We start from the raw sequence: 15,474 nt of genomic DNA, 5'->3' as shown, positions 1-15,474 counted from the left end.
TGCGGACGTTCTCGGCGGAGAGCTTCTCGCCCTTGGCGGCCACCTCGGTCTTCTTGTCGTCGTCGGCCGTGGAACCGTAGCCGCAGGCGGTGAGCAGGAGGGGAAGCGCCGTTATGACGGCGATGGCGCGCAGGGTGGTGAGCGGTCTTGCGGCAGACACGGAGGTGTCCTTTCACGGTATGGGTGTTCAGGGAGGTGCGGAAATACGCGACGCAAAGCCGTCGGGACGCACTGCACCTGCTCCCCGGCCGTCGGCGACGGGATCGCCGTCGCAGGCTGAGAAGCGGATACGTGTCGCATCCGCGGGGATGCGGAGGTGGATGTCGAGCCGCCGCAAAGTGCCACGCCGCGCCCGAAGACATGCGGACATGGGGAAGCGGAGCGGCGTGGTCAGCCGAAGGGGGCCCGCCCGGCCGACGGAAGGCGGGGTGGCAAGGAGCACAGCGGCGCTCTGCGTGTGGAGCCAGGTCCTGTGGACGGCGTCAGACGGGCTGACAGATGGCACTGGACGTACGGCCCAGATCGATGTGCCGGCGGGAGGTCAGCAGGGGAAGCAAACGGCCTGCGTGGTTCAGCGTTCGCACGGCCACCTCACAGAATCCCTAGTTTTCCCACCTGGCTGGTAGGGATATTGCCAGAGGCTGGAAGTCGCCCCAAGAGGGAGACCGTATGGTGGACGGTTGTATCTCGCAGTGTGAGATCACGCTGGTGGCGCGGCGGATCAGGGGTTCGTCCAGGCGCCGGGGGCGTCGGTCAGTGCGGATACGTCGGCGGGCAGTTCGGCCGATGCGACGTCGGCGAGGGACACGCCCTCGAGGATCTCGCGCACGTTGGACCGCAACGCGATCCACAGGGGGAGCAGCGACTGGGCGGGGCCGGCGTAGGAAAGGTCCGGGGGGCGGACGCCGCGCACCGAGACCAGCGGTCCGTCCACGACGCGTATGACGTCCGCGATGCTGATGGACTCGGCGGGCCTGGCCAGCCGGTAGCCGCCGTTGCCGCCGCGCTGGCTGAGTACGAGACCGCCCCGGCGCATGTCGTTAAGGATGCTTTCGAGAAACTTGTGCGGAATGTCCTGGGCGTCGGCGATGGCCTCGGCCTTCAGTGGCCCCTCATCCCGTGACGCGGCGAGCTGCAGCGCGGCACGTACCGCGTAGTCCGCCCTGGCTGAGATCCGCATGCGCCCATTATCCCGCAAGGCTTCCTTTGGCATCCGCTGAGGGTGGCCCGCCGGGCAGGGTGCAGGTGTCCCTGCCCGGCGGGCCGCGGGGCTCAGGCCGCGGTGGGGGTGTAGTGGGCGGCGTCGTCGCCCTCGACGACGTGGCTGAGAGTGCCGTCGACCCCGGCGGGGACGTCGCCCGCGACAGTCACCCGGTGCAGCAGTCGCGGCAGGTCGCCGTAGTCGTCGGGGGCGTAGTGCTGGGTGATGCGGTTGTCGAACAGGACGAGGTCGCCCGGCGTCCAGGCCACCCGCACGATGTTCTCCGGGCGGGTGACGTACGACTGGAAGATGCGCAGCAGGTCCCGGGAGTCGGAGGGGCCGAGGCCGACGATGCTCTGGGCGAAGCCGCCGATGAACAGCCCGCGCTCCCCGGTCTCGGGGTGGACGCGGACGACCGGGTGGGCGGTGCGGTACTTCCGGGACACGAACCGCCTGTGGTGCTCGGCCGCCTTCTCACTCTTCGGGGCGGCGTAGTCGTAGTCGTTCGTGTGGACTGCCCACAGCTTGTCCGCCAGCTCGCGCAGCGGCTCGGGCAGGTCCCGGTAGGCGGCGGCCGCGTTGGCGATGAGGGTGCTGCCGCCGTAGGGCGGGATCACGATGCTGCGCAGCGTGGACGCCTTCGGGGGTGTGCGGACGAAGGTGACGTCGGTGTGCCAGTGGTTGGCGCGGATGCCCTCGTCGCCGTCTACGGGCAGGATCTGGGGCTGCCCGTCGACGGAGGGGACCGTGGGGTGCGCGGTGGTGAGTTCGCCGAAGAGGGAGGCGAAGCGGAGTTGGTCCGCGTCGTCGAGGTTCTGGTCGCGGAAGACGAGTGCCTTGTGTTCCAGGAGCGCGGAGTTGATCTCGGTGACGACGGCGGGGTCGAGGTCGGTGGAGAGATCCACGCCGAGGATCTCGGCGCCGATACGGCCGCCGATCCTGCGGATGTCGAAGCCGGTGCTGGTGGTCATGTGCGGGTGTTCCTTTCAGGAGGTGATCAGCGGGGATGTGATCGGTCGGGAGGTCGTCAGGAGGTGATGGGCAGTGAGGCTCCCTTGGCCCCCGGTGGGTCGAGGGGAGGGCCGACGGCCCTCAGCGCGCCGGGTGTGCGGCCTCGTCCCCAGCCGATGTGCCGGCGGTAGCTGCCGAGCAGGCCGGTACGGTCCAGGTGCTCCTCGTCGCGGGCGGTGGAGTCGTCGGGCAGCGGGTGGGCCAGGGGCGCGACGTACAGTGCGTCGGCCGGGCAGTTCGCCTCGCACTGGAAGCAGGTCTGGCAGTCGTCGCGGCGGGCGAGCACGGGGATGCCGTCCCCGCCCCGGTCGAAGACGTTGGTCGGGCAGACCTTGATGCACTTGTCGCAGGTGATGCAGCGTTCTGCCGAGACCAGTTCGATCATGAGGCCACCTCCGGTGGTGCGGCTGATACCGGCGGGGCCGTCGTCAGGGGCTCGGTGCGGGTCCACACCCGGTCGAGGCCACCCGTGACGATGCGGTGGTGCTGCCGGGGGTCCTGTGTCGGGAAGTCGAGCCGCTTGGCCATGCCGCGGGTCTCGGTGCGGGCCAGCGCCGAGGCGTACATCCAGCGGGCGTGCGCCGCCATCGCCGCCGCCTGCCGGGCCCGTACGGTGTCCCCGCCCGCGGCGTGCAGGGAGGCGCGCGACTCCGCCCAGACGCTGTCGAGCACCTCCAACGAGGCGGCGAGCCGGTCGCCACGACGCAGGTAGTTCTTCTCGTACGGCAGCACTTCACCCTGGACCGCGGTGACGACCTGGCGGAAGCCGTCGGCCGGACCGAGTGTCCCGGTGGGCCGGAGCCCGGCGCCGCCCGCGGCCACCAGGCGCCTCGTGTCGGCGCGGATGCCGAGCGAGCGGGCGTGGCGGGCCGCGCCCCGGCCGGCCCAGGTGCCGGAGGAGATGGCCCAGGCGGCGTTGTGGCTGCCGCCGCCCGTGAAGCCGCCACAGATCAGCTCACGGGTCGCCGCGTCCCCGGCCGCGTACAGTCCGGGGACGGTGGTGGAGCAGTCGTCTCCGGCGATACGGATGCCGCCGGTGCCGCGCACGGTGCCCTCGGCGAGGAGCGTGACGGCGAAGCGCTGGGTGAAGGGGTCGATACCGAGCCGGTCGAAGGTGAGGAAGAAGTTGGGCTGGGCCAGCCGCATCGCCTCGCGGGCCGCCGCGTCCGCCCGGTCGAGGCGGCAGTACACCTTCTCGCTGAGCAGCGCACGCGCGATCACGGAACGGCCGCCCTGGCTGGCCGCTCCCTCCAGGACCGTGCCGTCCTCGCGGTAGAAGGTCGCGAAAAAGTAGAACGCGGTCTTGGTGACGGAGGTGCCCTCGGGTGCGATGCCGTACGCGTTGGAGAACTCCATCCCGGACAGCTCCGCGCCCACCTCGGCGGCGAACAGCGCTCCGTCGCCGGTGTTGACATTGCAGCCCAGCGCACCGCTGAGGAACGCGCAGCCGCCGGTGGCCAGGACGACCGCCCCGGCGCGCACCCGGTACGGCTGCCCGGCCTGACGTCGGTGCCCCCTGGCTCCGGCGACCGCTCCGGAGGGGTCGGTGAGCAGTTCGGTGACCGGGCTGTGGTCGAGGATACGGGCCCCGGCCCGCTGGACGCGGATGCGCATCCTGCGCATGTACTCCGGTCCCTGCAGCCCGTTCCTGAGCTGCTTTCCGTCCGGCCCTGTGGGGAAGGGGTAGCGTCCGGCTGCTGCCAACTCGTTCATCCCGGAGTACGTCTGGTCCAGCACCCGCGCCATCCAGCGCCGGTCGGCCAGGAATCCACCCAGTGCCTCGCGGCTCGCCATGGCCGCCTCCCGTGCTGCGGGCTCCGGCGGGACGTACCAGACGCCGGTTCCGGCGGAGGCGGTGGCGCCGCTGGTGCCGCAGTAGCCCTTGTCGGCGAGGACGACGTCCGCTCCGTCCTGGGCCGCCTTGAGCGCGGCCCAGGTGGCTGCGGGACCGCCGCCGACCACCAGGACGTCCGTGGTGAGGTCCAGCCCGGTCATGCGGGCCCTCCTGCTGCCGCGGCCGCCGCGGCCAGCCGGTTGGCGGGGCGGGCCAGGCCGTAGTGCTCGCGCAGGGTGCGGCCGGTGTACTCGGTGCGGAACAGGCCGCGCTGCTGCAGGATCGGCACGACGTGGTCGACGAAGTCCTCCAGGCCGCCGGGCAGATGGGGCGGCATGATGTTGAAGCCGTCGGCGGCACCCTCGGTGAACCACTCCTGGAGCTGGTCGGCTATCTGTTCCGGGGTGCCGGCGAACACCCGGTGCCCGCGGCCGGCACCGAGGCGGGCGATGAGCTCGCGCAGGGTGAGGCCGTCGCGGCGGGCGAGTTCGGCGACGAGCGTGAAGCGGCTCTTGTTGCCGTTGATGTCCCGCTCCTCGGGCAGCTCGGGCAGCGGACCGTCCAGCGGCAGCCCGGTCAGGTCGGTGCCGAGCATCCCGGACAGCTGGGCGAGCCCGTACTCGGGGACCTGGAGATCCGTCAGCTCCTGTTCCAGCGCCTGGGCTTCGGCCTCCGTCGAGCCGATGACGGGGGCAATGCCCGGAAGTATCAGCAGTTGTTCCTCGGTGCGTCCGTAGCGGGCCAGCCGGGACTTGAGGTCCTTGTAGAAGGCTTGGCCGTCGGCGAGGGTCTGCTGAGCGGTGAAGACGGCCTCGGCGTACCGGGCGGCGAACTCCTTGCCGTCCTCCGACGAACCGGCCTGCACCAGCAGCGGGTATCCCTGCGGGCTGCGCGGTACGTTCAGGGGGCCCTGCACCCCGAAGTACTCCCCGCGGTGGTTGATCTCCCGCACCTTGTCGGTGACGGCGTGGATTCCGCGCTCCCGGTCGAGCAGGATCGCGTCGTCCTCCCAGCTGTCCCACAGCTTGGTGGCGACCTCGACGAACTCCCGTGCCCGCTCGTAGCGCAGCCGGTGCTCCAGGTGCGCGTCCTGGCCGAAGTTGCGGGCCTCGTTCACGGTGCCGGAGGTGACGATGTTCCAGCCGGCCCGGCCCCCGCTGATGTGGTCCAGGGAGGCGAACTTGCGGGCGGTGTGGAAGGGCTCGTTGAACGTGATGGAGACGGTGGCGATCAGACCGACGTGCTCGGTGACCGCCGCCAGGGCGGACAGCAAGGTGAGGGGTTCGAAGCCGCCGAGGGCGTTGTGCCGGACTTTCCCCCACAGGGCGAGGCCGTCGGCGAGGAAGACCGAGTCGAGCAGACCGCGCTCGGCGGTCTGCGCGAGCTGCTGGAAGTAGCGCAGATCGGTGACCCGTTCGGGCTGGGTACGGGGATGGCGCCAGGCGGCGTCGTGGTGGCCGGCGTTCATCAGGAAGGCGTTGAGATGCAGGCGTCGGGGGCTGGTCGCGGTCATGGGGTACCTCGGGTCGGGGGCGATGAGACGCAGGGGCAGTGAGACCATCGGGCAGGAGGCGAGCGGGGGGGGCGACGGGACGGGGTGGCAGTGAGACGAGCGGGCGGCCGGGTCAGCCGTCGGCCGGTACGCGCCAGGAGCTGAGCCGCCGTTCCACGGTCACCAGGAACTGGTTGAAGGCCACGCCGATGGCGGAGATCGTGATGATGCCCGCGTACATCTGGGGGATCGCGAAGTTGTACTGGGAGGCGTTGATCAGGTAGCCGAGGCCCGCCTTGGCGCCGATCATCTCGGCGGCGACCAGTACCAGAATGGACACGGCTCCGGCGAGCCGGATGCCGGTGAACATCACCGGCACCGAGGCCGGCAGGATGACCTTCTGGAACAGCCGGGGTGCGGAGAGGTTCATCGACTTCGCCAGCTTCAGCAGGGTCGGGTCGACGTTGCGGACCGCGCTGATGGTGTTGAGCAGGATCGGCCAGGTGCATGCGTACACCACGATGGAGATCTTTGAGGTCTCGCCGATGCCCAGCAGCAGCACGAACACCGGCAGCAGGGCCAGGGCGGCGGTGTTGCGGAACACCTCCAGCAGCGGTCCGAGGAGGTCGGCGACCGGCCGGTACCAGCCGATCAGCAGGCCGAGGGGTACGGCGACGGCTACGGCCAGTCCGAATCCGCTGAACGAGCGCACCAGGCTGGCGTATGTGTTGTCGGCGAGCTGCCCGTCGGCTGCCAGCTCCCACCAGGCGGCGGCGACCTCACTGAACGGCGGCAGGAAGGTCCGGTCGACCAGACCCAGCCGCGGTGCGGTCTCCCACAGCAGCAGCAGAGCCACGATCGCAACGGACTTGGTCGCCCCTTTGACCAGCAGGTACCCCAGTCGGCGGGCTGCCCGGCGGACCCGGACCGCCGTAGGGGCGATTCGGCGCACGTCCAACGGCGATGCCCCGGGTGGCATGGATGCCGCAGACGTAGCAGAGGAAGGGGCCGGGACGGGCTCGGCGGCCGTCACAGAGCTCAGCGCCGTGGTCTTCTGGGTGGCCGTGCCGGTTGTGGAGCTCATACGGAAGCCTCTTCCTTCTCCAACTGCTGGGCCCTGGCCACCTCGTCGTGCAGCAGCGACCAGATCTCGTGCCGGTGGTGTGCGAACTCGGGACTGGAACGGAGGTCGTCCGTCCCCGTACGGGAGTCGAAGGCGATCGGCACGATCTGCTTGATACGGCCCGGCCTGGACGTCATCACGGCGACGCGCTGCCCCAGGTAGACGGCCTCGTCGATGCCGTGCGTGATGAAGACGACGGTCTTGCCGGTGCGCTGCCAGATGCGCACCAGTTCGTCCTGCAACGACTCCCGGGTCTGGGCGTCCAGCGCGGCGAACGGCTCGTCCATCAGGAGCACATCGGGGTCGTAGGCGAGGCTGCGGGCGATCGCCACCCGCTGCCGCATCCCGCCCGACAGCTCATGAGGGTGGCGGTCCTCGAACCCGAAGAGGCCGACCAGGTCCAGGAACTTGCTGGCTCGAGCAGCACGTTGACGTCGTGGGACGCCGGTGGCCTCCAGGCCGAACTCGACATTGCCCTGTGCCGTCCGCCACGGCAGCAGCGCGTACTGCTGGAACACGATGCCTCGGTCCAGGCCCGGGCCGGTGACGGGTTTGCCGTCCAACAGGATCCGTCCGCCGGTGGGTTGGGTGAGGCCGCCGAGCAGATCCAGCAGCGTGGACTTCCCGCAGCCGCTGGGACCGACCAGGACGACGAACTCGCCGGCCGCTATCTCCAGATCGATGCCGTCGAGGGCGGTGAACCGGGTCGCCCGTCGAGCCCTCGTCCGGTCCTTGACGGTGAAGTCCTTCGTTACGTCCTCGAACACGATCTTGGGTGTGGTGGGTTCCGTGGTGGATTCCGGCATGGGATCAGCTCCCGCTCTTCGCAGCGGGGGAGGACTTCGTGTTGCCATTGAACTCATTGGTGTAAAGGTCCGACAACGTGACCTGGCCCTTCTTGATGTCACCGCGGTCGGCCAGCCAGTCGATCCACAGCTTGAGTTCCTTGCCGGTGATCAGGCCCGCCTTCTCGGCGACGCCGTAGGAGCGCCAATACTTCAGGGGTGCTGTGTCCTCGTTGCGGCCGCGCTTCTTCACGATGTCCGTCATCCGGGCGATGACCTCTTCGTGCGGTGTGGAACGGGACCACTCGATGGCCCGCCCCACGGCGGTGACGAAGATCCGGGCGGTGTCGGGGTTCTGCTTCAGGAAGCGGTCCGTCATCACGTACGTGCCGGCGCTGAAGGCGCCGAGCAGTTGATGGTCCGTGAACAGCGGGCGGATGCCCCCAGTCGCCAGTGCCTTGTCGCGCAGAATGCCGCCGAGCACGGCCACGTCGATCTGCTTCTGCCGCAGCGTCTGCTCGGTGTTGACCGGTGGAATCACGAGTGGCTCGACTTTGCCGATCTCCGCCCGGGACAGGCCGCCGCGCTGCAGATAGATGTCGAGCATGGCCTCGGAGTGGGCTCCGAGTGTGTTCATCCCGACCTTCTTGCCGATCAGGTCCCTGGCCGAGCGGATCGGGCTGTCCTCGAGGACGTAGAAGCCGTTGTAGGCGTACTTGTCGGATCCGTAGTAGCTGATGACGGCCTTGATGGGGGCGTTGTTCGCGGCCAGTTTGACGACCGCGCCGTTGAACGCGCCGCCGAAGTCGACCTGGCCCGTGGCCGCGGACTGGATGTCCTGCGGCCCGCTGATGGTGTTGCCGACCCACTTCAGCCTCACGTCCTCCAGATAGCCGAGATCCTCGGCCAACTCCGGCAAGGTCACCTGACCCACCCAGCCCTGGTACCGGAGCGTCTTGGTCTGGCCCTTGCCGGAAGTGGCTCCGGCGGTCGTGCCGCAGCTCACGGCCACCGCAGAAAGACCGAGCAGGGAGAGGAACTGGCGTCGGGTCGATGCCGTAGTGGCCATGGAAAGGTCCTGTTCACACGAATGGGGACTGCGGCGGAATCGATGGCATGAAGAAGCCATAACCGAGAGGGGTGCTCGGCAATTGGGCGCAAGAAGGGCGCACGCCAAAGGGGGAAAGAGACCCACCAGGAACGCCTGCTAGGAATCGGTCGTCTACGCCGACAACGGTCGTGGTGGCCGACTGTGAAATTGGAGCAGGAGCGCGGCGCGCGTCAGCGTGTTCAGCGGCCGACGGCACAGATGGCGCTGGCCTGACGTCGCAGATCGACGTGCAGGCGCGCGGCGAGGTTCTCGGACTTGCTCACATTCATGAGAGTTGCAGCGAAATCCGGCCAAGTCAATGTAGCCTGCGTGGACATCTCATATTCTGAACCGCTCGACATGTGGGTGAAGTATGGCGTTCATAATTGCCTGGATGTCGGGTCGCGTGGCGAATGCCGCTGGTGCCAAGCCGGCCGGGAATTTCGAGCGGCATCGCACGGTCAGACGGGCAGGACGAACGGAGGGTGCGCACCGTTGAGGAAATAGTCCCCGACATCGCGGAGCCGGTGAGCGACGGGCTCGTACAAGGTGTGGGTCCGGGCATTGCGCCAGAAGCGGTCGAAGCCCAGCCGCGAGGACGCGGAGCGGGCGCCGACGATGTCGAGGGCGCGGGCGGTGGACTCCTGCGCAGCCCTGGAGGCTGCGGCTTCGGCCATGGCCACGAGGACAGAGATCTCCGCGTACTCGTCGTAGCTGAGGTCTTCACCGCATCCCAGCCCGCCGTGCACGGCTTCCAGTGCCTGATCGGCGAGCGCGGACGCGGAGCGGGTGAGGACGGTGAGCTCTCCGTAGGCGGTCAGCACCTGCGGGTCCTGGGGGGAACCGACCGGCCAGGCGGGGTGCCAGGGGGAGTGGACCGCCCTGCTGTATTCACGGGCCTCGGCGAGCACTCCCTCCGCCATGCCGAGACGGAGCTGGGCGGAGAGGAGGCGCCCGACCGGCGATGTCATTGCAGCCAGGGGCGAGAGGACGTCCTCATCCACGGACAGGGAGCCGAGTACGTCGTCGGCGGCGACCGGCACACCGTCGAACTCCACGCTCCCGCCGGCCGCGAGCCGCTGGCCGAAGGTGTCGGCGTCGCCGTGGATCCTCACGCCGTGATGGGCGGGATCGACGACGACGGCGAGTGGTTCGCCGTTATCGGGCCGTACGGCCCGCACGGCGAGGCGGTCGGCGACCAGGACCCCGGTGGCGTAGCTCTGCCGACCGTCGAGCACATAGCCGGCGGCTGTCCTGGCCAGTGCCAGAGGCGGTTCCTGGCGGGCTAAACCACCGCCCCAGCACCACTGCTCCGCCGCGGACTGCCGCTCGACCTGAGCGGCGAGAGAGGGCTCGGTGAAGAACCTGGCGCTCCACGACAGGAAGTAGTGACAGCCCAGGAGTTGACCGATCGCACCGTCGGCGGCGGCGATTTCCCGGACGACGGCGTAGGCCGTGGGCCAGTCCGCGCCGCCTCCCCCGAGCTCGGCCGGTATGAGGAGCGTCAGCAGTCCCGACTCGCGTAGCCGGGACACCTCGTCGAACGGGGCCTTGCCCGCCTGCTCCCTGGCCACCGCGTCCGTGGCCAGGTCGTCCGCCGTATCGCGGGCCACGCGCAGCCAGTGCGCACGTCCGTGCCCGGGCTGGTCGGACTCCGAGACGGGGCCGGACGGCGCGGTGGCAACGCCCATGATGGTGGTCTCCTCAAGGTCGGCGGCAAGGTGCGGTGGTGGGGCTTTCTTGCTGGTCGGGCACGTACTTGTAGCCCATGCGCCGTACGGTGACGATCTGGTGCCGGTGAGCCTTGCCCAGCTTGCGGCGTAGCCGCGCGATGTGGACATCCACGGTGCGGCCGTCGCCGATGTGGTCGTAGCCCCAGATGCCGGCCATCAACTGCTCGCGCGAATGCACCTGGTGGGGATGCTGTACGAGATGGGCCAGCAGCCCGAACTCCAGGTAGGTGAGGTCGAGTTCGCGTCCGTCCACCTCGGCGACATGTCGCGCGGGATCGATCCGGACGACACTGCCTCCCGCTTCCGTCTGCTGCACGGGAGGTGAGTCCGTGTAGGCGACCGGCCGGATCTCCGGCCGTGTCACGTCCTTGGCGAAGAGCTGGGCGGGGTCGGTGCCCTCGGGGACGAGGACGAGGTAGCCGACGAGGGGTGCGGAACCGTTTCCCTCGTCGCCTTCCTGAGCGGTGTCGCCCACGAGGCGGAGATGGCGCATGTCGGGGAGTGGGGAATCCGATGGAGTGGCCTGGGCCGGGAGTGCCGTGGTCATGGCGGTCGTCCTTCAGAAGTACGTCGGGCCATCAGGCCCAGTGGGTGGGCGCGCTTGATCACCTGGGAGGAGGGAGAAGGAGCGGAGCGGCACGCGCAACGTGTGAGCCGCGTGCCTTACACGCGACAGCAGGCGGCGCTGACGACGTGACCAAAGTCGACATGCCGACGACGAACGAGTCGTTGCTGCGTGTGGGACATGTGCATCATCCTGCGCACCCGCTGGGCAGACCGTCAATGTTTCCCTAGTAAATCGATGGGAAATGTAGGGAAGGTAACACTACGGGTGGGCTCACCGGTCACCGTCGACGGCCGGGCGGGCCTCGGGTGCGGTCGCCCTCTGCAGCCGGGCACGAAGTGCTGCCGGCTGGACCCTGAGCCTCTGCAGAGGGGTGGGCGGCAGGGCGCCGGCAGAGCCACGCGCGTAGTAGCGCTCAACGTAGAACTGCCCCGCGCTGAGCACAGTGGTGACGGCGATGTACCAGAGGGTGGCCACCATCAGCAGCGGGATGACCTGGTACGTCTGGTTGTAGACCAGTTGCACCGAGTACAGCAGGTCGTGCACGGCCAGCACGCTGACGATGCTGGTGCCCTTCAGGGTGCCGATCAGCATGTTCCCCGCGGTCGGGACGATGGAGCGCATCGCCTGCGGGATGACGATCCGGCGCAGGGTTCGCCGCCTGCCGATGCCGAGAGCCTGGGCGGCCTCCGTCTGGCCGGAGTCGACGGAGAGGATGCCGCCACGCACCACCTCGGCCGCGTAGGCGGCTTCGTGCAGGGTCAGGCCGATGACGGCGGTGAGGGTGGGACCGAGCAGGTTGACCGTCTTGACGGTGACGAACTGAGGCCCGAAGGGGATGCCGAGGCCGAGCGTCGGGTAGAGGGCGCCGATGTTGAACCAGAAAAGCAGCTGCACCAGCAGTGGGGTGGACCGGAAAATCCATACATAGCCCCAACTGAGCGTACGCAGTGCCGGGTTGGCGGACAGCCGCATCACGGCCAGCGGGGTGCCGAGCAGGAAGCCGAGGACCATCACCACGCCGGTCAGCCACAGGGTGAGCAGCAGCCCGTCGAGCACAGCGGCGGTGGTGAAGTACCGGCCGACCACGTCCCACTGGAAGGCGCGGTTGCGCACGACGGAGTTGACCACCATCGCGACGACCAGCAGCGCGGCGGCAGCGGTCAGCCAGCGGCCGACGCGCCGGCGCGGCACGATCCGCGGCAGATCGTCGTCGGGGCCTTGGCTGCTGGAGCCTTTGAGGTGTCCTGGGAGCGGGGCAGCTGCGGAGACGCGGGAGGAAACGGTGATGTCGGATGGCGAGACCATCAGGAGCTTCTCCAGGGGGAGGGAGACGCGGGCGTCGGCGGTGACCACGCGGCAGTGCACGTTCGTGGATGCCGCGCACACGCAGCGCGGGCGACGGGGCGGTGGCTGGGTTTCGGCGTCATCACGCTCGCCGCGTCCCTCAACGCGGCCTGTACGGCTGCCGCGCGCGGCGGAGCCGGTCCGTCCTCGATCGTATGGGCGCACCGCGCGCATGTGTCAACCACGCACAGGAACTGCTCAACGCCGGTCCGGCATCCGGGCCGCAGTTGACGAGAAGCGAGATGTACTGCTCAATTAGTCGCATGAATGCCGAGCAGCGCCTGGTCACCCGTGACCACATCGACTTCGGTCGGGTGTGGTCCGCCGCGTGTTGCGCCTGACGCGGCAGCGGGCCGTCTGACCGGCCCTTTCCCTCCCTCGGTGACCCCGTCGCGGGCCGAGTTCCTGCCTTCGCAGCACCGTCGTACGCACGCGCTGAACCCACGTACGGACGGGCCTGCGAGACCTGACACACGCTGCCGCCGCCCGACCTCGCCCGAGGCCCCTCCCCCGGCGTCATCACACCTGCTCACCACCTGGTTCCCAGCACCCTGAAGCGCCGTCACAGCCGACCGCGCCGAGGGCTGCTCCGCCGTGCCCGCGTGCTGCCGACAGCACGGCCCAGAGGACTTGAGAAAGGCCATCTCCCATGCCCGTGGAGTTCCTTGGCATCGCCGCCACCAATGACGGCTCCGAAACCACCCCGCGCTCCGGCGCCGCCTTTGACAAGGAGTACACGCTCCGGCTCGCCCGGGCGCACGAGGAGCACGGCTGGGACCGGGTGCTGTTCGCCTACGGATCCGGATCGCCGGATCCCGCGCCGGCCGCCGCGTACATCGCGAGCAGGCTGGAGCGCCTCCAGATCCTGCTCGCCCACCGGCCCAACGTCTCCTACCCCACCTTCGCCGCGAAGACCTTTGCCACCCTCGACCAGATCAGCGAGGGCAGGCTGACCGTGCACTTCATCACGGGCGGCAACGACCACGAACAGGGCCGCGAGGGCGACACCCTCACCAAGGATGAGCGCTACGCCCGCACCCGCGAATACATCAGCATCGTCAAGAAGATCTGGACCACCCACGAGCCCTTCGACCACGAGGGCGAGCACTACCGCTTCCATGACTTCGTCAGCGATGTCTTCCCCGTCCAGCAGCCGCGCCCGAACGTCTCCTTCGGCGGCTCGTCGCCGGCTGCGTACGAGGCCGGGGGAGGGGAGACCGACGTCTACTGCCTCTGGGGCGAGCCCTTGGCGAGGACCGCCGAACAGATCGAGGCGGTGAAGGCCGCGGCGGCGGCCGCGGGCCGCATCGACGTTCCTCGCATCCAGGTGGCGTTCCGGCCGATCATCGCTCCGACCGAGGAACTGGCCTGGGAGAAGGCGCATCGCACAGTAGGGGCCATCAAGTCCCGTAGGGCCAACGGCGAGCCCGTCACCAAGCGGCACAACGGGCAGGCACAGCCGCAAAACACCGGCTCGCAGCGGCTGATCGCGATTGCCGAGGCGGGGGAGCGCTACGACCGCGCCCTGTGGACCCCGACCGCCGCCGCGACCGGTGGTGCGGGCAACTCCAACGCCCTGGTCGGTACGCCTGAGACCGTGGCCCAGGCGCTTCTCGACTACTACGACCTCGGCGTGGACATCCTCTCCGCCCGCGGCTACGACCTGCTGGGCGACGCGATCGACTTCGGCCGGTACGTGATCCCGATCGTCCGCGAGGAGGTCGCCAAGCGCGACGCCGAGCGGGCGGCACGCGGCCCGCAGACCCTCGCGGCGGCGAGCGGATGACCTCCGTGGCGCAGCCGCCCTCGTCCTCGGTCGAGCTGACCGTCGTTCAAGTGACCGTGGGTGACCCGCGGGTGAGACCGCTGCTGCGCGAACTCGGGGACGAGTACTCGTCCCGCTATGGCAAGGACGCGCACGCCGAACTCGCCCGCTACCCCGACGAGGAGTTCACTGCCCCGTACGGCGGCGTCCTGCTTCTGCTCCTCGAAGGCGGTGAGCCGGTCGCGGGCGGTGCCTTCCGCCGGTACGACGCGACCGCGGCCGAACTGAAGAGGATCTGGACCCACTCCGCCCACCGGCGGCGGGGCCTCGCCCGCCGTGTCGTCGCCGAACTGGAGCGCGAGGCGAGCGCCCGCGGCTACCGGCGGATCTACCTGACCACCGGCCCGCGCCAGCCCGAGGCCCGCGGCCTGTACCTGGCCACCGGCTACACCCCGCTGTTCGACACGGAGGCCGACCCGGAAACCATCGGCCCGCTGCCCTTCGAAAAGCACCTGCCAGTAGCAACACGCCAAGGAAAGGCAGCCTACCTGTGAGCGTCCGTGGCATCAGAACACGTCTGCGCATCGCCGCCACCATCGCGCTGCTGCCCGTACTGGCGCTGACCGCCTGTGGCTCCGGTGACACCCCCGGCACCACACCGGCGGGCGCCCAGGCATCCCCCGCGCCGACCGACGACCCGGTCGTCGCCGTACGCAAGGTGGACTCCGTCGCCGCCCTGCTGCCCGCCGACGTCCGCAAGTCCGGCACGCTGCGGGTCGGCAGCTCGATCGGATTCCCGCCCGGCGCCTACTACCCGAACGGGCAGGACAAGCCGCCCGCCGGCCAGGACATCGACATCGCCGACGCGGTGGCCAAGGTCCTCGGCGTCAAGCCGCAGCGGCAGGACGCCTCCTTCGAGACGATCCTGCCCGCCCTCGGCAGCGGCAAGTACGACTTCGGCACCGGGAACTTCGGGGTCACCGCCGAACGCCTGAAGACCATCGACTTCGTCACCTACATCAACGACGGCCAGGGCTTCGCGGTGAAGGAGGGCAACACCGCGCTCAAGACGAAGGTCACGGACCTCACCCAGCTGTGCGGGCTGACCATCGGCACCGGTGCCGGCACCACCTTCGAGGCGACTCTCACCGCGCAGAAGGGGGTGTGCGCCAAGGCGGGCAAGGAGCCGTACGACGTGAAGGTCTACTCGGAGAACGGGGCGACGCTCACCGCGCTACAGCAGGGCCGGATCGACGTGATCATGTCGACCATCAACGGCCTGCGCTACCAGGCGGCCCAGCCCGCCTCCCAGACCACCTTCCTCGGCGAGTTCCACCGCCTCGACGTCGGCTTCGCCTTCAAGAAGGGCTCCCCGCTCACCAAGGCGTTCCAGGCCGCCGTCAACGAGCTGATCAAGGACGGCACGTACGCCCGGATCCTCAAGAAGTGGGGTACCTCCGCCTCCGCGATCGACATGTCGCGGATCAACCCGCCCGAGCACACGTAACGAGCAAGCAGGAACGCCACG

The 15,474-nt window shown here is 69.3% G+C and carries 16 protein-coding genes; 3 read left to right on the top strand and 13 right to left on the bottom strand.

From position 1 onward, the window contains the following. Positions 1–482 precede the first annotated feature (482 nt). From ACFV9O_RS28425 to ACFV9O_RS28365, 13 genes are all read right to left on the bottom strand, one after another. The gene (locus ACFV9O_RS28425; RefSeq protein ID WP_385422670.1) at positions 483–584 is read right to left on the bottom strand and encodes a putative leader peptide; all 102 of its coding nucleotides are present in this window, start codon (positions 582–584) and stop codon (positions 483–485) included. A gap of 137 nt (positions 585–721) precedes the next feature. Continuing rightward, complete coding sequence (locus tag ACFV9O_RS28420) at positions 722–1,180, bottom strand: RrF2 family transcriptional regulator (RefSeq protein ID WP_385422662.1); 459 nt, start codon at positions 1,178–1,180, stop codon at positions 722–724. 92 nt (positions 1,181–1,272) lie between these two features. Then, a complete protein-coding gene (locus ACFV9O_RS28415; protein ID WP_385422660.1) occupies positions 1,273–2,172 on the bottom strand; it encodes a TauD/TfdA dioxygenase family protein in 900 nt (299 codons plus the stop codon). Between the two features lie 56 nt (positions 2,173–2,228). Next, positions 2,229–2,597 carry a 4Fe-4S dicluster domain-containing protein gene (locus ACFV9O_RS28410; protein ID WP_385422657.1) on the bottom strand — a complete coding sequence of 123 codons (369 nt, stop codon included), beginning with the start codon at positions 2,595–2,597 and terminating at the stop codon, positions 2,229–2,231. After that, a complete protein-coding gene (locus ACFV9O_RS28405; protein ID WP_385422655.1) occupies positions 2,594–4,207 on the bottom strand; it encodes an FAD-binding protein in 1,614 nt (537 codons plus the stop codon). Before ACFV9O_RS28405 ends, ACFV9O_RS28410 begins: the two co-directional genes overlap by 4 nt. After that, positions 4,204–5,559: an LLM class flavin-dependent oxidoreductase gene (locus ACFV9O_RS28400; RefSeq protein WP_385422653.1), complete on the bottom strand. Its 1,356-nt coding sequence runs from the start codon at positions 5,557–5,559 to the stop codon at positions 4,204–4,206. Before ACFV9O_RS28400 ends, ACFV9O_RS28405 begins: the two co-directional genes overlap by 4 nt. A 112-nt stretch (positions 5,560–5,671) precedes the next feature. Then, positions 5,672–6,394 (bottom strand): ABC transporter permease, encoded by a 723-nt coding sequence (locus ACFV9O_RS28395; protein WP_385422651.1) that lies wholly within the window; start codon positions 6,392–6,394, stop codon positions 5,672–5,674. A gap of 224 nt (positions 6,395–6,618) precedes the next feature. Continuing rightward, on the bottom strand, positions 6,619–7,467 hold the full coding sequence (locus tag ACFV9O_RS28390) for an ABC transporter ATP-binding protein (protein ID WP_385422649.1): 849 nt from the start codon (positions 7,465–7,467) through the stop codon (positions 6,619–6,621). A 4-nt stretch (positions 7,468–7,471) separates the two neighbouring features. After that, positions 7,472–8,515 carry an ABC transporter substrate-binding protein gene (locus ACFV9O_RS28385; protein ID WP_385422647.1) on the bottom strand — a complete coding sequence of 348 codons (1,044 nt, stop codon included), beginning with the start codon at positions 8,513–8,515 and terminating at the stop codon, positions 7,472–7,474. A gap of 221 nt (positions 8,516–8,736) precedes the next feature. Continuing rightward, positions 8,737–8,826, bottom strand: coding sequence for a putative leader peptide (locus ACFV9O_RS28380; protein WP_189888648.1), 90 nt, complete (start codon positions 8,824–8,826; stop codon positions 8,737–8,739). 171 nt (positions 8,827–8,997) lie between these two features. Further along, the gene (locus ACFV9O_RS28375; RefSeq protein WP_385422645.1) at positions 8,998–10,227 is read right to left on the bottom strand and encodes an acyl-CoA dehydrogenase family protein; all 1,230 of its coding nucleotides are present in this window, start codon (positions 10,225–10,227) and stop codon (positions 8,998–9,000) included. Positions 10,228–10,240: 13 nt separating this feature from the next. Continuing rightward, positions 10,241–10,816, bottom strand: coding sequence for a winged helix-turn-helix domain-containing protein (locus tag ACFV9O_RS28370; RefSeq protein ID WP_385422643.1), 576 nt, complete (start codon positions 10,814–10,816; stop codon positions 10,241–10,243). Positions 10,817–11,107: 291 nt separating this feature from the next. Further along, positions 11,108–12,142 carry an amino acid ABC transporter permease gene (locus ACFV9O_RS28365; protein WP_385422668.1) on the bottom strand — a complete coding sequence of 345 codons (1,035 nt, stop codon included), beginning with the start codon at positions 12,140–12,142 and terminating at the stop codon, positions 11,108–11,110. Between the two features lie 688 nt (positions 12,143–12,830). Here ACFV9O_RS28365 and ACFV9O_RS28360 point away from each other — a divergent pair. The 3 genes from ACFV9O_RS28360 to ACFV9O_RS28350 are packed head-to-tail and all read left to right on the top strand — an operon-like array spanning position 12,831 to position 15,453. Beyond that, positions 12,831–13,967 (top strand): LLM class flavin-dependent oxidoreductase, encoded by a 1,137-nt coding sequence (locus tag ACFV9O_RS28360; RefSeq protein ID WP_385422641.1) that lies wholly within the window; start codon positions 12,831–12,833, stop codon positions 13,965–13,967. Then, a complete protein-coding gene (locus tag ACFV9O_RS28355) occupies positions 13,964–14,500 on the top strand; it encodes a GNAT family N-acetyltransferase (RefSeq protein WP_385422639.1) in 537 nt (178 codons plus the stop codon). The genes ACFV9O_RS28360 and ACFV9O_RS28355 overlap by 4 nt, the downstream gene beginning before the upstream one ends. Further along, complete coding sequence (locus ACFV9O_RS28350; protein ID WP_385422638.1) at positions 14,497–15,453, top strand: ABC transporter substrate-binding protein; 957 nt, start codon at positions 14,497–14,499, stop codon at positions 15,451–15,453. The genes ACFV9O_RS28355 and ACFV9O_RS28350 overlap by 4 nt, the downstream gene beginning before the upstream one ends. Positions 15,454–15,474: the final 21 nt, after the last annotated feature.

The sequence above is a fragment of the Streptomyces sp. NPDC059909 genome, from assembly GCF_042730885.1.
GTDB lineage: Bacteria > Actinomycetota > Actinomycetes > Streptomycetales > Streptomycetaceae > Streptomyces.
Note: the sequence above shows the minus strand (reverse complement) of the source record. Positions and strands in the feature narration are given on the sequence as shown.

Excerpts from the sequence above, each read along its gene's own strand:
- ACFV9O_RS28415 (WP_385422660.1), bottom strand. The coding sequence starts at position 2,172 with ATGACCACCAGCACCGGCTTCGACATCCGCAGGATCGGCGGCCGTATC.
- ACFV9O_RS28360 (WP_385422641.1), top strand. The coding sequence starts at position 12,831 with ATGCCCGTGGAGTTCCTTGGCATCGCCGCCACCAATGACGGCTCCGAA.
- ACFV9O_RS28410 (WP_385422657.1), bottom strand. The coding sequence starts at position 2,597 with ATGATCGAACTGGTCTCGGCAGAACGCTGCATCACCTGCGACAAGTGC.
- ACFV9O_RS28385 (WP_385422647.1), bottom strand. The coding sequence starts at position 8,515 with ATGGCCACTACGGCATCGACCCGACGCCAGTTCCTCTCCCTGCTCGGT.
- ACFV9O_RS28400 (WP_385422653.1), bottom strand. The coding sequence starts at position 5,559 with ATGACCGCGACCAGCCCCCGACGCCTGCATCTCAACGCCTTCCTGATG.
- ACFV9O_RS28370 (WP_385422643.1), bottom strand. The coding sequence starts at position 10,816 with ATGACCACGGCACTCCCGGCCCAGGCCACTCCATCGGATTCCCCACTC.
- ACFV9O_RS28390 (WP_385422649.1), bottom strand. The coding sequence starts at position 7,467 with ATGCCGGAATCCACCACGGAACCCACCACACCCAAGATCGTGTTCGAG.
- ACFV9O_RS28375 (WP_385422645.1), bottom strand. The coding sequence starts at position 10,227 with ATGGGCGTTGCCACCGCGCCGTCCGGCCCCGTCTCGGAGTCCGACCAG.
- ACFV9O_RS28365 (WP_385422668.1), bottom strand. The coding sequence starts at position 12,142 with ATGGTCTCGCCATCCGACATCACCGTTTCCTCCCGCGTCTCCGCAGCT.
- ACFV9O_RS28380 (WP_189888648.1), bottom strand. The coding sequence starts at position 8,826 with ATGAATGTGAGCAAGTCCGAGAACCTCGCCGCGCGCCTGCACGTCGAT.
- ACFV9O_RS28355 (WP_385422639.1), top strand. The coding sequence starts at position 13,964 with ATGACCTCCGTGGCGCAGCCGCCCTCGTCCTCGGTCGAGCTGACCGTC.
- ACFV9O_RS28420 (WP_385422662.1), bottom strand. The coding sequence starts at position 1,180 with ATGCGGATCTCAGCCAGGGCGGACTACGCGGTACGTGCCGCGCTGCAG.
- ACFV9O_RS28405 (WP_385422655.1), bottom strand. The coding sequence starts at position 4,207 with ATGACCGGGCTGGACCTCACCACGGACGTCCTGGTGGTCGGCGGCGGT.